The organism is Phenylobacterium sp. LjRoot97 (assembly GCF_964254345.1).
Taxonomy (GTDB): domain Bacteria; phylum Pseudomonadota; class Alphaproteobacteria; order Caulobacterales; family Caulobacteraceae; genus Phenylobacterium.
This window is the reverse complement of sequence record NZ_CAXUTH020000001.1, coordinates 3,038,110-3,053,505: the sequence shown is the minus strand read 5'-3', so window position 1 is coordinate 3,053,505 and position 15,396 is coordinate 3,038,110. Positions and strand designations below refer to the sequence as shown.

The following is a 15,396-nucleotide window of genomic DNA, read 5'->3' as shown; positions in this document are numbered from 1 at the left end:
AGTATGTAACTAGATAAGCTCTCTTGTCGCAGGAAATCCTTGTCGGCCAGAACGGCCGAACTTTTGGCGGTTTCAAATGACGATACAAAGCGCCTACTTTGTTGGGGATGGCACACTTCTGATCCGCTGCGCGGAAGCGTTTGCGGAGACCGGCGGGCAGGTGGCGGGCGTCGTCACCTCGGACCCCCAGATCATGGCCTGGGCGCGCGAGGCCGGGCATGCGCTGCTCGGCGTCCCAGGGTCGCCGGAGCTTGAGCGCGGCGGGGCTGACTACCTGTTCAGCGTGGCGAACCTCACGGTCCTTGCGCCTGACGCGCTGGCCGCCGCGCGGGTGATGGCGATCAACTTCCACGATGGTCCGCTGCCTGGACGTGGCGGGTTGAACGTTCCGGCGTGGGCGATCCTCGAAGGCGCTGAAGAGCACGCCGTGACGTGGCACGAGATGGTCGAGGCCGTCGATGCTGGGCGCGTGTTGAAGTCGCGCAGCTTTGCGATCACGCCGACCGAGACGACGTTCAGCCTGAACCTGCGCTGCTACGAGGCGGGCGAGGAGACTTTCCGGGAGCTCTTGAACGACCTTTCCACGGGGCGCTTGAGCGCGACGCCGTTGAGCGGGCGGCGCGGTCAGTACGCGCGAGCGAAGCGTCCGGCCGCCCTCGGGGTCCTGGACTTCACGCGGCCTGCGGCCGAGCTTGGCGCCATGGTGCGGGCGCTGGACTTCGGGGCGCGGCGCAACCCCTTGGCGCTGCCGAAGGTGCTGCTGGGCGATAAGCTCCTGGCGGTGCGCGCGCTGGAGCTCAAGGGCGAGGGCAGGGGGCGGCCAGGCGAAGTTCTCGCGCTTGACCCCAGTTCGATCACGTTGATGGCCGCGGACAGCGCCGTAGACCTGACGGGTCTCACGGACATGGACGGTCAGGCGGTCGATCCGACTTCGCTGGGCCTTGCGGTCGGCGCGTCGGTCGCCACGCTTTCGGTGGACGCTGCGACACTGCGGGACGTGGGTCTTGCTGAACGCTTCTGGGAAGGCGCACTGGCGAGCGCCAGTCCCTTGCTTCCTCCCTATCCGCGGGACCATGCGGCGGGCGCAGCCGAGGCGCCGCTCGCTGTCGGGCAGGTCGCTGCGGACGCGCTTGGCGCGGCCTGGGCCGCGTGGCTGGCGTGCTGTTCGGGCCAGTCGCGCGTCACGCTCGCGGCGGCGGCCGAAGCTGCAAACCCCGCGCTGTCCGATCGGCTTCCGATCACCGTCGAGCTCGACCTCGCCGGCACGGCCGGATCTGCATACTCCGCCTACTCGGCGGCCTTGGGCCAAGCTCAGGCGCAGGGGCCAATGGCGGCTGACCTGCCCTTGCGGCTCGAAGGGCAGGCCGCGGCGCAGGTCGCGCGGTCGGCTCTTGGCGTCGTCATCGCCGGCCCGCCTAGCCGGATCGCGGCCGACATCGTGCTTCATGGCGATCCAGCGACCATCAGCGTCCGCGCCGGTCTCTTCGCGCCCGATGTGGTGAGCGCAATCGCTGCCGATTTCAGCGCCTTCTGCAACGGCTTCCTCGGTGAGCCAAGCGCCGCGCTGGCCAGCCTGCCGCTGGGCCACAGCCAAGCGACTTCGGCGGCGGAAGGGCCGGGCGAGAGCGTCGACACCATCCACGCCTTGATCGCCAAGATGGCGCAGGACATGCCGGACGCCGTCGCCATCGAGGATGGCGGCCGCAAGCTGACCTATCGCGAGCTCGAGGAACGAGCGGACAGGCTGGCCGGCGCGTTGGCCGCGCGCGGCGCTGGCCCAGGTTCAGTGGTCGGGCTCCATCTCGATCGCGGCGCCGATCTTCTCGTGAGCATGCTGGCCATCCTCAAGTCGGGCGCGGCCTATCTGCCGCTCGATCCGACCTATCCGGCCGATCGCATCGCCTTCATGGTCGAGGACTCGGGGGCGGCGCTGGTGGTGGCCGACATGGGCGCCGCCGTGCCCGGCTTCCTCGATCCGGCCCGCATGGTTTCGCACGAGGCCGGCCAGGAGTTCGCCGGCATGAGAGGCGAGCCAAGCGACCTCGCCTACCTGATCTACACGTCCGGTTCGACCGGCCGGCCCAAGGGCGTGATGATCGAGCATCGCAATGTCACGAACTTCTTCGCGGGCATGGATCGCGTCGTGCCGCTCGAGCGCGGGGCGCGGCTGCTGGCGGTCACGTCGATGTCGTTTGATATCTCCGTGCTGGAGCTCTTGTGGACGCTGACGCGCGGCGCGACGGTCGTGCTGCAGGGCGGTGGCGGCAAGGGCGACATGCCCGCCTTTTCGCTGTTCTACTTCGCGGCTCAGTCCGGTCCCGCGGGCGCGGACGCCTATCGCGTCCTGTTCGAGGGTGCACGCTTCGCCGACGAAAACGGCTTCGAGGCCATCTGGACGCCCGAGCGCCACTTCCATGAGTTCGGCGGCCTCTACCCAAGCCCGGCGATCAGTTCGGCCGCGCTGGCCGGGATGACGAAAAACGTCAAGCTGCGGGCCGGATCGGTGGTCGCCCCGCTGCACCATCCGGTGTCCATCGCCGAAAGCTGGGCGCTGGTCGACAACCTGTCCGGCGGGCGGGCCGGCATCGCGATCGCGTCCGGCTGGCAGCCGAACGATTTCATTCTTCGGCCGGAGAACTTCCCCGAGCGCAAGTCGATCGCGTTGGGAACCGTCGATACGCTCCGCCGCCTGTGGGCCGGCGAGGCCCTCGAGTTTCCCGGGCCCGACGGCAAGCCGGTCGCTGTGAACATCCATCCGCGTCCGGTGCAGAAGGACTTCCCGCTCTGGATCACCGCGGCGGGCAATGTCGACACCTTCGCCGAGGCCGGACGTCTCGGATGCGGGGTGCTGACCCATCTGCTCGGCCAGTCCATCGACGAGCTGAAGGAAAAAATCGCGGCCTATCGTCAGGCGCGCGCCGAGGCTGGCTTCGACGGAGCCGGTCACGTGGTGCTGATGCTGCACACCTTCGTTTCCGAGGACGAGGAAACGGTGCTGCGCACCGCGCGCCAGCCGATGAAGTCCTATCTCAACAGCGCCGTCGACCTGGTGCGCCGCGCGTCGTGGACCTTCCCGACCTTCGTCTCGCGGGCCGACGCCACGGGGCGCAGCCCCCAGCAGGTTTTTGAGACCGAGGACCTTACGCCGGACGAGCTCGACGCCCTGCTGGATCATGCATTCGAGCGGTACTACCGCCGAGCCGGGCTGTTCGGGACCCCGGAGACCGCGAAGGAGATCGTCCGCGACGTGACCGCGGCGGGCGTCGACGAAATCGCCTGCCTTATCGACTTCGGCATCGAGTCCGAGGCCGTGTTGGCCAATCTCAAGCACATCCGCACGCTGATGAGCGAATTGGAGCGGGAGGGCGGCGTCGGCCACAAGAGCTCGGTGGCTCAGGACATTGTCGACAACGCGATCACCCATTTGCAGTGCACGCCGTCGATGGCCGCCTATCTCGCCGCCGACGCTGCGGGCAAGCGGGCGCTCCAGCAACTCGATTGCCTGATGGTCGGCGGCGAGGCGCTGGCGCCGGATCTCGCGCGCGACCTGCGCGCCGGTCTCAAGGGACGGCTGCTCAACATGTATGGGCCGACCGAAACGACGATCTGGTCGTCGGTCGCTGCGCTTGACGAGGTCGGCGAGCGGGTCCCGCTCGGCGAGCCGATCGCCAACACGGGTTTGAGCGTCCGCGCGCCCGGCGGCCAACTGGCGCCCAGGACCATGGAAGGCGAGTTGTGGATCTCGGGCGCGGGCGTTTCGCCTGGCTACTGGCGGCGGCCGGACCTCACGGCGGAACGGTTCGTCGAGCGTGAGGGCCAGCGCTGGTATCGGACGGGCGATCTCGCGCGGATGCAGGGCGACGGCTCGCTGGAGTTCCTCGGGCGGATCGACAATCAGGTGAAGGTCCGCGGCCACCGCATCGAGCTCGGAGAGATCGAGGCCGTGATCGCTGAATCCGACGCCGTCCGACAGGTGGCGGTGAAGGCCGTCGAGTTCGGCGCCGACGACCAGCGGCTGGTCGCCTACGTCACGGTGGGCGCTTCGGCGTTCAGCGAACAGGAGCTGCTCGCGCGGCTGGCCGAAAAGCTGCCCGAGTTCATGCGTCCGACGCAGATCGTCGTGCTCGACCGTATGCCCATGACGCCGAACGGCAAGATCGACCGGAAGGCGTTGCCGCTTCCCAAGACGGTCGCTGAGCGCGGTGAGATGGTCGCCGCGACCGACGACACCGAAGCGGCCGTGGCGTCGATCTGGAAGGACGCTCTGGGGCTGGAAGAGATCTCTGTCACCGAGAACGTCTTCGATCTCGGTGCGCACTCGCTGCTGGTCGTTCAGATGCAGCGGCGCATGAAGGCGCACTTCGCGCGCGACATCGCCATTACCGACATCTTCCGGTTCCCGACGGTTCGCGCGATCGCGGCGCATCTGTCGAGCGACGCCGCTCCGGCCAACACCGCCGCCGACAGGGGCGCTGCGCGCGCCGCCGCCCGGCTGGCCAGAATGGGCCGCAGATAGGGAGGGGGACGTGGGACACGATGCGAGCACTGCGTCTGGCGGCCGTATCGCCATTGTCGGGCGGGCTGGCCGATTTCCCTCGGCACGTAATGTCGATGAGTTCTGGGCGATGCTCCGCGATGCGCGCAATGGCGCGCAGCGCCTGACCGACGCCGAGCTGCTGGCGCGCGGCGTCAGCCGCCGGCGCCTCGCCGACCCGAACTATGTGCGCGTCGCCAACGTCCTGCCGGACATGGAGTGTTTCGACGCCGGCTTCTTTGGGTTTTCGCCGCGCGAGGCGTCGATCCTGGATCCCCAGCATCGGCACTTCCTCGAGTGCGGCTGGGAAGCCCTCGAGGATGCTGGCTATGTTCCGGAGAAGTTCGACGGCCGCATCGGCGTGTTCGCCGGATCGGGCATGCAGGCCTATCTGCCGTTCAACCTGCTGAGCAATCCTGCGCTGGCCGAGGAAATCGGTCTTTTCCTGCTGCGCCACACGGGTAACGACAAGGACTTCCTCACCACCCGCCTGTCCTATCTGCTGAACCTCACCGGCCCGTCGATTGCGGTTCAGACCGCCTGCTCGACCTCGCTGGTGGCCGTGCACACGGCTATCGGCTCGCTGCTGAACATGGAATGCGACATGGCCCTTGCGGGCGGTGTCACCATCGAGCTGCCGCATCGTGTCGGCTACACGTACAGCGAAGGTGAAATCCTCTCGCCGGACGGACTGTGCCGGGCCTTCGACGAGGACAGCAAGGGCACGGTGTTCGGCTCGGGCGTCGCGCTGGTGGTGCTTCGTCGCTACGAGGATGCGCTGGCGGACGGCGACGACATCAAGGCCGTGATCCTGGCCAGCGCGGTTAACAACGACGGCTCCGGCAAGGCGAGCTACCTCGCGCCCTCGGTCGACGGACAGGCTGAAGCGGCCGCCGAGGCGCTCGCGCTGTCGGGACTGTCGGCCGCCGACATTTCCTACATCGAGACCCATGGGACCGGGACGCCGATCGGCGATCCGATCGAACTCGCCGCGCTCCAGCAGGTCTATGGCGGCGCGCCAAAGGCCGGCATCGGCATCGGCTCGGTCAAGACCAACATCGGCCACCTCGATACGGCCGCCGGCAGCGCCAGCCTGATCAAGGTCGTCGAGGCGATGCGGCATCGCACGCTGCCCGCCAGCCTCAATTTCTCGAAGCCCAACAGCCGGTTCGACTTCGACGCCAGCCCGTTCCGCGTGGTCGCCGAAGGCGCCGCTTGGGAGCGGAGCGTTCCGCTGCGCGCGGCGATCAACTCGCTCGGCGTCGGCGGCACCAACGCGCACGTGATCCTCGAGGAGGCGCCGCGCCGCGAGGCGTCGGCCGATGACGGCGCCTGGAAGCTTTATCCGTTCAGCGCGCGCACGAAGCCCAATCTCGACGACACGCGCGAGCGTTGGGCCGACTGGCTGGGCGGTGACGTGCCCGGCCTGCCCGACATCGCCTTCACGCTGCGCGAGGGCCGCCGCACGTTCGGCGAGCGCGTCGTCGTCGCCGCCCGCGACGCGAATGAACTGCGGTCGGCGCTGGCTGCGCGCAGCTCGGCCTATCGCCAGCAGGGCAGCGCAGGCGATCGTGCGCCCCGCATCGTCTTCCTCTACCCGGGCGGCGGCGCGCAGTACCCCGGGGCCGGCGCGGGAATGCTGGCGGCCTATCCGGTCTTCGCCGACGCCGTGCGCGCGTGTTTCGCTGGGCTGCCGCCGATCGCGCCGGCAGACCTCTACGAGATCATGTTCCGCCGCGAGCGCGACGACGCCGAGGCGAAGGCGAAGCTCGAACGCTCCGGGTACGCCATCCCGGCCCTGTTCATTCTCGAATACGCTTACACCAAGCTCTGGCAGTCCTGGGGCGTGAAGCCGGCCGCGATCCTGGCCCACTCCGTCGGCGAGTACGCCGGCGCGGTCGCGGCCGGCGCCATGCAACTCGCCGATGCGCTCAAGATCGTCGCACTGCGCGGCAAGGTCATGGACGAGGCGCCCGCGGGCGCGATGACGTCTGTGCCGCTTTCCGTCGATCGCGTGCAGCCCTATCTCGGCGACACGCTGGATATCGCGGCGATCAACACCGCCGAAACGACGGTGCTGTCGGGCCAGACCGCCGACGTCCAACGGGTCGAAGAGGCCTTGGCGAAGGCCGGCATCGAGGCGCGGCGGATCCACATCGAGGTCGCCGCGCACTCTCGGCAACTGGACGGCCAGCTTGAGCCGTTCCGGGCCGGGTTCGCCGGCGTGACGTTCGAGAAGCCGGCCGTGCCGATGGCGTCGTCCATGCGCGGCGGCTGGGCGACAGACGAGGATCTCTGCTCGGCCGACTACTGGGTGCAGCACCTGCGCAGCACCGTGCGCTTCGCCGACGCCGCGCGGACCGTCCTGGCCGGCGAGCCGAGCATCGTCATTGAGGTGGGTCCCGGGCAGTCGCTCGGCCCGTTGATCGAGGCCTGCAACGCGCCCGTCCCGCCGCGCGCCGTCCTCTACTCCTCGCCACGCCCACGCGACACGAACGATGAGGCCGGAGTCGCGCTCGCCGCGTTCGGCGGGGTCTGGGCTCACGGAGCCGATGTCGACTGGTCGCTCGCCGTGCCGACGGACGGCGCGCGCGTCTCGCTGCCCACCTACGCCTTCGCCAAGGAGCGGCATTGGGTCGAGCCGGGACGTGGCGTGGCCCTTGCCGAAGCCGAAGACGCGCCGGAACTCGTCCGCAAGCTGGACCTTGCTGAGTGGTTCGAGGATCTGGGCTGGAGCGAGCAGCCGCGCAACGGCGTGGCGGCGAAGCTGGACGGCGACTGGCTGGTCTTTGCGGGTGGCGACGAACTGTCCGAGGCGGTCTTGGCTCGGCTTGGCGCCGACGGCGCCCGCACGGTCACGGTCCGTATGGGCGCCGGCTTCAGCCGAGGCGGCGATGGCTTCACGGTTCGCCCGGACAGCCAGGAAGACTTCGACGCCCTGGGCGAAGCGTTGCCATCGACGCCGGCGCGCATCCTCTATCTCTGGGGCGTCGATCCGAACTCGGCCGCCGACGCGTTCTCTGGCGCGTATCTGCTTTCGCGCCTGTTGCAGCAGGCCGATTCAGGACTGCCGACACACCTGACCTTCGTCGTTCAGGGCTCCGCGAGCGTCGACGGCGAGCCCGTCGCCAATCCTCAGGCCAACGCGCTGCTCGGCCCGGCCCGGGTCGCGCCGCGCGAGGTCCCCGGCCTGACCTCGGTGCTTGTCGACTTCGGAGAGGGCTCGGACCTGGACGCGCTGCTGGCCGAAGCCGCAGCTCCGGGCGAAGCCGATCATGTGGCGCTGCGCGAAGGCCGCTTCGTGCGGTCTCGGAAGGCCGCTACGGCAGTCAAGCCGCACGATCTCCCACGGCGCCTGCGCAGGAGCGGCGCCTATCTGATCACCGGCGGCGTCGGCGGCATTGGTCGTGAAATGGCCCGCTGGCTGGCGGACGTCGCGCAGGCCCGTCTGGTCCTGTTGTCGCGCCATGCCACGGAAGACGCCTCCCTTCGCGCCGAAATCGAAGCGCGCGGCGGGGAGGTCATGTTCGTTCAAGCCGACCTTGCCGATCCTGACGCGACCGTGGCGGCCTTGGGCGCGATCGCCGAGCGCTTCGGCGCGCTGAACGGGGTCATCCATGCGGCCGGCGTCTTGGACGACGCGCCGCTCGCCCTGCAGCCGCTCGAAGCCGCGCTCGCCGTCATGGAGCCGAAGCTCATCGGCGCGCGCACGCTCGGCCGGCTCTATCCGGACGGCAGCCTCGACTTCTTCGCGGTTGTCTCGTCGACCTCTGTGCTGCTCGGTGGCGTGGGACAGACGTCCTATGCCGGCGCCAACGCCGCGCTGGAAGCCTTCGCCGCCAGTCGCAAGGACGGTTTCTCGATCGCCTGGGGCGCTTGGCGCGACATCGGCATGGCTGCGCGCGCCTATGGCGCCGGCGCGGTCGCCGCCAACGGCGATGCGCTGCTCGGCAGTCGCCAGGATGCAGCCGGCGGCTCGATCGTGTTCGAGAGCGTGATCGACCCGGATACCGATTGGCGCGTGGCCGAACACCTCGTGGATGGCGTGCCGGTCTTGCCGGGGGCCGCCTCGATGGAGCTGGCGCAGGTCGCGGCCCTCGCGGTCATGGGGCCGCGGCCGTTCGTTCTCGACGCGTTGCAGTTCACCGCCGCCATGACTTTCGAACGCATGCCGCGCCGGGTCGCGGTTCGGCTCGAGCCTGCGCCGGACGGCTTTGAACTGGCGATCGAGAGCCGCGCCGTCATGAGCGCCGAGCCGGTTGAGCACATGCGCGCCCGCGTCGTCGCGCTGGATGCGCCGACGCCTCGGCCGACGCCGATGAGCGTTTCGGACTGGCCGGTTTCCGCGGCGAGCGGCCAACCGGTGCAGAACCGGCTGATCGGCTTTGGTCCCCGTTGGAACTGCGTGGGCGAGATCCGCGCGGCCCAGAACCAGGTGTCAGGCGAATTCGCCCTGGCCGAGGCTTTCCGCGGCGACCTCGTCGATCACCCGCTGCATCCGGCCTTGCTCGACATGGCGGCGACGATCGGCATGGCCCTCGTGCCCCTGACTGGCAGCGTCTATGCGCCAATGTCGGCCGGCAGGATGCAGGTGTTTGCGCCGCTGACCGACCGCATCGTCGCGCATGCGGAGTTGATCGCCAGCGAGGCCGGGCGGTTCGCGTCGTTCAAGGTCGCCATCTGCGACATGGCGGGCGACGTCCTGGTGCAGATCGAGGACTTCGCCCTGCGCGCCATCGCCGCCGGCGGGCTCGCCGTGGCGCAGCCGCGGCAGAGCCTTAGCAGCCAGTTGCTGTCGACAGGCATCCGGCGCCTGGAGGCGCCAGAGCTGTTCGCGCGGGTCTTCGACCATGGCGCGCGCCAGATGGTGGTCTCGCCGGTTTCGATCGATCTGCTGCGGTTGGCCATGGTCGAGGCTCCCGCGGCCGACAAGCAGGTCAGCCAGAGCCGGCCCGAGCAGCAGATCGCCGATCCTGTCACCGCACGACTGGCGGCCATCTGGAGCGACATTCTCGGCGTTTCCGGCATCGCGCCCGAAGACGACTTCTTCGCGCTGGGCGGGCACTCGCTGAACGCGGTCCGCATGATCGCGCGGGTGCGCAAGGAATTCGGCGTGTCGTTGCCGTTGGGTAAGCTGTTCGAGGCGCCGCGCCTTGAGGCCTTCGCGGTGCTGTTGGGCGCCGGTGCGGCTCCGCCCGACCAAATCACCGAGACGTCGTCGACGCCCCCCGAGCGGCAGCGAAGCTTGGAGCCGCGGCGTATCGCGATGACCGAGGGCCAGCGCGAAATCGCCGGCAGCATCCTCGTCGATCGCTCGGCGCTCATCGCCTACAACCTGTCCTTCTCCATGCACGTGGCGGGCGCTCTCGACCTGCCGGCCCTGCGCGCCGCGTTCGCGGCGCTCGTCGATCGGCACGAGGTGCTGCGGGCCGCCTTCGACCTGGAAGGCGCGACGCTGAACATCCTGCCCCAGGGCGGCTTCGACCTGGACGAGCATGACCTCTCCGAGCTGGAAGAGGCGCGCGCTCAGGCGCAGCGCGACGCGCTGATGCATGCGGCGGCCGGCGCGCCGTTCGACCTGACCGGAGGCCCGCTGCTGCGTGGCCTGTCGCTGCGCCTGCCTCATGGACGATCCGAGTTGGTGCTGATCGTCCATCACATTGTCTGCGACGGCTGGTCGGCCGGGGTGCTCATGCGCGACCTCGCAGCGCTGTACACGGCTGCGCTGAAGGGCGAGCCAGCCGCCTTGCCGCCGGCCGAGGGCGTCAGCGACCTGGTCGAGGCCGAGGCGCAGTGGCGCGGTTCGGCCGAGGCTGAAGCGCACCGCCAGTTCTGGCTTGAAAAGTACTCCGGCCCGCTGCCGGTCATGGATCTGACCTTCGACAAGCCGCATCCGGCGATGCCGACGACCGCCGCGGCGCGGGTCGTCACCCGGCTCGACGGAACGTTGGAAACGGCGCTGCGCGGCGTGGCCCAGAGGGCCGATACGCCGCTGCGCAACCTGATCTTCGCGAGCTTCCGCTACTACCTGTCGCTGATGGCCGGCACGACCGACGTAACCGTGGGCATCCCGGTGGCGGGGCAGATCGCGCATGGCCTGGAAGACGTCGTCGCCCATGGCGTCAGCTTCCTCCCGGTGCGCGCCACCGTCGAGCGCAACGCCACGCTTCGCGACCTGCTGAGCCAGGCGCGTCGGGACATGCTCGAGGCGGTGGAGCACCAGAACTACACCCACGGGGCGTTGGTCCGCGACCTGCAGGCGCCGCGCACCTCTGCACGCCACTTGCTTGCACCGGTCGTCGTCAACATCGACGGGCTGGCCGATCTCGAGAGCATCGCACTGGGCGGCGCTACCGCGCGCATCGAGGTCAATTCGACGGGGCACGAGTTCTTCGACCTGTTCTTCAACCAGTTCGACGCGCCGGGCCGGGTGGAGCTCACCTGGAACTACAAGACTGATCTCTTCTACGACGCGACCATCGAACTGCATGCGGACAATCTGATGAGCCTCCTTCGGGCCATCGCCGCGACGCCGGATGCGATGGATCAGCCGCTCGCCACGCTGCTTGCACACGGCCGTGAGATCGGCCCGGCCAGCGGTTCCCACGTCGATCCGGGCGCTGCTGGACCGCAGACGGTCACCGAAGTCTTCCGAGATGTCGCCAGCAGGCACGCCGGCAAGGTCGCCGTGCGGTTCGGCGACCAGGTGATGACCTATGCCGAACTGGACCAGCGCTCGGATGCGCTGGCCGCCATGCTGGTCGCAGCCGGCGTTCGTCCGGGCGACCTCGTCGGCATTTCGTCGCAGCGCTCGCTGTCGCTGGTGGTTGCGGTATTCGGCGTCTTGAAGGCGGGCGCGGGCTACGCGCCTTTCGACGTCAGTCTGCCGGCTGAACGGTTGCGCTTCATGGCGCGGGACACGGGCATCTCCATCCTGCTCGGCGATTGTCCCGCCGCAGCGCAGGAAGGCGTGCGGATCATCTCCTGGGCCGAGTTCCCGCAGAGCCCGGCTATCCGTCCGACGGTGGCGATCGACGGCGCGTCCATTGCCTATGTGATGTTCACCTCCGGCACGACGGGGGTTCCGAAGGGAGTCGTGCTGCCGCATCGCTCGATCATTCGGATGTTGCGCGACACCAACTGGCTGCAGATGTCGGACGCGACCGTCACGCTGCATTCGTCGGCCTTCGCGTTCGACACCTCGATCATCGACCTGTTTGCGTCGCTGCTGCATGGCGGGACCCTGGTGGTGCCGCCGGACGGCGCCCTTTCGATCTCGCAACTCGCCGACGCGATCCAGAGTCATGGCGTCAACACGCTCTGGCTGACGTCCGGCCTGTTCCACGCCATCGCCGACCTGCGGCCGAAGACCTTCGCCAGCGTCACCCAGGTCATCGTCGGGGGCGACGTCGTTTCACCCGCCCATGTGGGACGGGTCATGGCGGCCTGTCCGAACATCGCCGTCATCAACGGCTACGGACCGACAGAGAGCTGCGTGACCAACGCGCATACAGTCACGCCGGCCGATCTGTCGCGCGGCCTGCCGTTGCCGATCGGACCGGCCATTCCGGGCACGCAGTCCTACATTCTCGATGAGAACCTCAATCCGGTTCCGGACGGGATCATCGGCGAACTCTGCATCGCTGGCCGCGGCCTGGCGCTGGGCTACTGGAACCGCCCGGAACTGACCGCGGAGAAGTTCGTCACCGCGCCCTGGGATCCGACGCTGAAGCTCTATCGCTCGGGCGATCTGGTGCTGAACCCGGGAAACGGGGTGCTGCGTTTCTTCGGGCGGGCCGACACCCAGGTGAAGATCCGCGGCTTCCGCGTCGAGCTGACCGAGATCGAGCAGGCGTTGGACGCCCATCCGGCCATTCGACAGTCCGTGGTGGCGGCCGTCGTGCCGCAAGGCCAGTCGGACAAGGTGCTGGCCGCCTACTTCGTGGCGCAGGGAAAGGCGCCGGAGGCCGCCGAACTGAGGGGCTTCCTCGTTTCGCGTCTGCCGGACTTCGCCATGCCGTCATTCTTCGTGGCGATGGATGAGATCCCGCTCAACGCCAACGGCAAGCCGGATCGGCGCGCGCTGCCGGCGCTGCACAGCCCAAGATCGAATGGCGAGGCCGACGCGGCGCTGCGAGGCGACGCCGAGGCGCGGTTGGCGAAGATCTGGTCCGCCGTGCTCGGCGTGAACGTGAGCTCAGCCGCCGCCAACTTCTTCCAGATGGGCGGCCACTCGCTCCTGGCGGTGCGGTTGTTCGATCGCATTCGCAGCGACTTCGGGCACGACCTGCCGATCTCCACGTTGTTCAGCCATCAGACGCTGCGCGAGCTTGCGGAGTTGCTCGAGATGACGACCCCGGCGACTACCGAAGCCAATCCAAACGCCGACTGGGACACGAGCGCGGTCATCCACCCCGGGCCCGATCGCGACGAGCGCCCGTTGTTCATCGCGGGCGGCGTCGGCGGCAACGTCAACAATCTCATGGAGCTTGGGGCCCAACTCGGGCTTCACCGGGCGGTGGTGGGCTTCCAGACGCGCGGCGTGCTCGGTCACAAGCCGTATGAGACCATCGAGGAAATGGCCGCCGCGAACATTCGATACATGCGGCGTCACCAGCCGAAAGGTCCCTATCTGCTGGCCGGCTACTCCGGCGGTTCGTTCACGGCCTTCGAAATGGCCCGACAGCTCGAGATGGCGGGTGAGAAGGTGGATCGGCTGTTCGTGCTCGACACCTATGCGCCGGGCTTCGCCAAGGAATTCAGGCCGCCCGTCAAGCTGGGCGTGGGCGAGTGGCTGCTCGACGAGTTCCAGCTGTTGCGCATCGAGGGGCTGCCCCTGTTCTTCGAGCGGCGCGCCAAGGCCGTGCGCACCAGGATCATGCGTGGCCGGCGCATCCGCTTCGTCGAGAACTCCAGCCTGTCGCACTCGCGCTATCAGGTGATGCAGGACATCTGGATGGCGGCGGCTCGGAAGTACGAAGGCGGCAAGATCAGCGCGCCGGTCACGTTGTTCCGCACCCGGCCGCGGCGCCTGCTGGCGCGCCGCGCTCTCGAGCTCGATCCGACCCTCGGCTGGGGAACGGTGTCCAATCCGTCGACGGTCGAGACCCCGTGGGTCGATGGCGACCACATGGGAATGTTGAAGGATCAGAACGTCCGGCTGCTGGCCAAGATGATCGAAAGTCGGATCGCGCCTCAGGACGACGGCGCCACGACCCGCGAAATGAACGTCTCCATCGCATCGGCCAGCCCCAACCTGGCGAGGTCGGCGTGATGCCCGTCCGGAATCTCCAGGTACTCCTTCGGGCCGGGAGCCTCCTGGAATAGCTGGCGCGCCCGGGCGACAGGCAAGGATTCGTCCAGCGCGCCGTGCACAAAGAGCTTGGGCGCGCTGATGGCGCGGACGTGGTCGATGTTGTCGTATCGCTCGGCCCACATCACCGAACAGAACGGGAAGCCCTTGTAGGCGTCCTGGTAGTAGAGGCAGGCGCGATAGGGCGAGGCTTCGAACACTACGGCGTCGAAGGGACGCGCCGTCGCAAGCCGGCTGCCGACGCCTGCGCCCAGGCTGAAGCCGTGCAGAACACGCTTGCCGGTCGGCGCGCCCATCAACTCGTCGAGTTGGTCGTAGAAGGCGAGGGCGTCGCGGGCGAAGTTCATCTCGCTGGCCTTGCCGCCCGTGCCGCGCGAGCCGCGGTACTCCATCATGGCGATCCCAAAGCCGCGATCGCGCAGGGTGCGGAGCCGCTCGAACGACGAGTCCACATCGGCTCCGTTGCCATAGAAACTCATGATGACGGGCTTGCCCGGCGCCGGCAGGGAGAGCCGAGCACCGATCATTTGGCCGTCAGTGGAGCGAAACTGGATCGATTTCACGCCATTGCGGGCGTTGGGCGGAAGCGACCTCGCGTCTCGGCCAAAGTCATAGATTCCATAATTTTGGAACGCCCAAACACTGGTGAGAGCAAGTGCGGCCAAGACGAGCAGGGCGGTCGTCGTAATATTGACTATCGACATTTCGTTGCTCGATGCGGCGCGTAAGCTCAATCTCGCAGGAGCGTTGAACGCCCGCAATGGCCGTTCGGATGCGTCGCCTGGGTCTGTGTAGCGGCTCGCAAGGCCGGGGCCAGACGATCAGTCCCATTCGGGGTTCTTCTTCTTTCTCGGGGCAAGCAGCCCCGGGTAGGGGCCTTTGCCGATGCGGTACTCGCACCAAACGTCGTCCTTGGGGCACTCGAACACGCCATCGAACTGCTTCTTCAGTTTGGGACTGATGACGGCGTAGGACGGGCCGTCCTGGGCCCCCGCCGCCAGCTTGCGGTTGCAGTCCTCCTGTTCGGCCTTGGTGAGCGCCAGAAAGTCCGCCGACTGGCAACCGACGCCTGCGCGGAGGGATCGGCTGACACCCTCCGACTGCGGGAGGCCGCCTGGCCGTACGCGCCACGCGCCGTCATCGGCCATTGCTCGCGGAGGGGCGGGCGCGTCCTGCGGGCGGCGGTCGCGCGAGCGATGCAGCGCGGGCGTCGTCGAGGGCGCGGCGGGCAGCGCGCGCGGCGGCGATAACTCGCGTGGCGGCGGCGTCAGAATGACATTCAGGACGACCTCGTCGTCTGGGAGAGGGTCCTGGGGCGCCAGCAGCAGGCCCGCTGCGAGCAGCCCATGGAGGGCGATCGCCAGCAGGATCGCCGTGGCGGGGCGCGGGCCGAACGTCTTGGACACAACAGAACCTTGCAGGCAGATCCGGTCGGACCACTTGAGCGCCTATCGACGGCTCGGCTGCGGCCGCACCAAGGCGTGTTCGTGTCGTCTCTGGCCGAGATTGCAACACGTCCGCCACAAAGCTGGACTGTAGGGCGAGCGCG

Annotated in this window: 4 protein-coding genes; 2 read left to right on the top strand and 2 right to left on the bottom strand. The window is 68.4% G+C overall.

The genetic code is table 11. The features are described from left to right. The first annotated feature begins 76 nt into the window (after positions 1–76). Both ACSQ2H_RS15055 and ACSQ2H_RS15050 read left to right on the top strand, forming a co-directional pair. Positions 77–4,516, top strand: coding sequence for a MupA/Atu3671 family FMN-dependent luciferase-like monooxygenase (locus ACSQ2H_RS15055; protein WP_436062201.1), 4,440 nt, complete (start codon positions 77–79; stop codon positions 4,514–4,516). Positions 4,517–4,526: 10 nt separating this feature from the next. Next, positions 4,527–13,808 carry an amino acid adenylation domain-containing protein gene (locus tag ACSQ2H_RS15050; protein ID WP_436062200.1) on the top strand — a complete coding sequence of 3,094 codons (9,282 nt, stop codon included), beginning with the start codon at positions 4,527–4,529 and terminating at the stop codon, positions 13,806–13,808. Here ACSQ2H_RS15050 and ACSQ2H_RS15045 read toward each other — a convergent pair. Both ACSQ2H_RS15045 and ACSQ2H_RS15040 read right to left on the bottom strand, forming a co-directional pair. Beyond that, a complete protein-coding gene (locus tag ACSQ2H_RS15045) occupies positions 13,730–14,374 on the bottom strand; it encodes an alpha/beta hydrolase (RefSeq protein WP_436062199.1) in 645 nt (214 codons plus the stop codon). The genes ACSQ2H_RS15050 and ACSQ2H_RS15045 overlap by 79 nt on opposite strands. 294 nt (positions 14,375–14,668) lie before the next feature. Beyond that, positions 14,669–15,253 (bottom strand): hypothetical protein, encoded by a 585-nt coding sequence (locus ACSQ2H_RS15040; RefSeq protein ID WP_436062198.1) that lies wholly within the window; start codon positions 15,251–15,253, stop codon positions 14,669–14,671. Between the last annotated feature and the right edge of the window lie 143 nt (positions 15,254–15,396).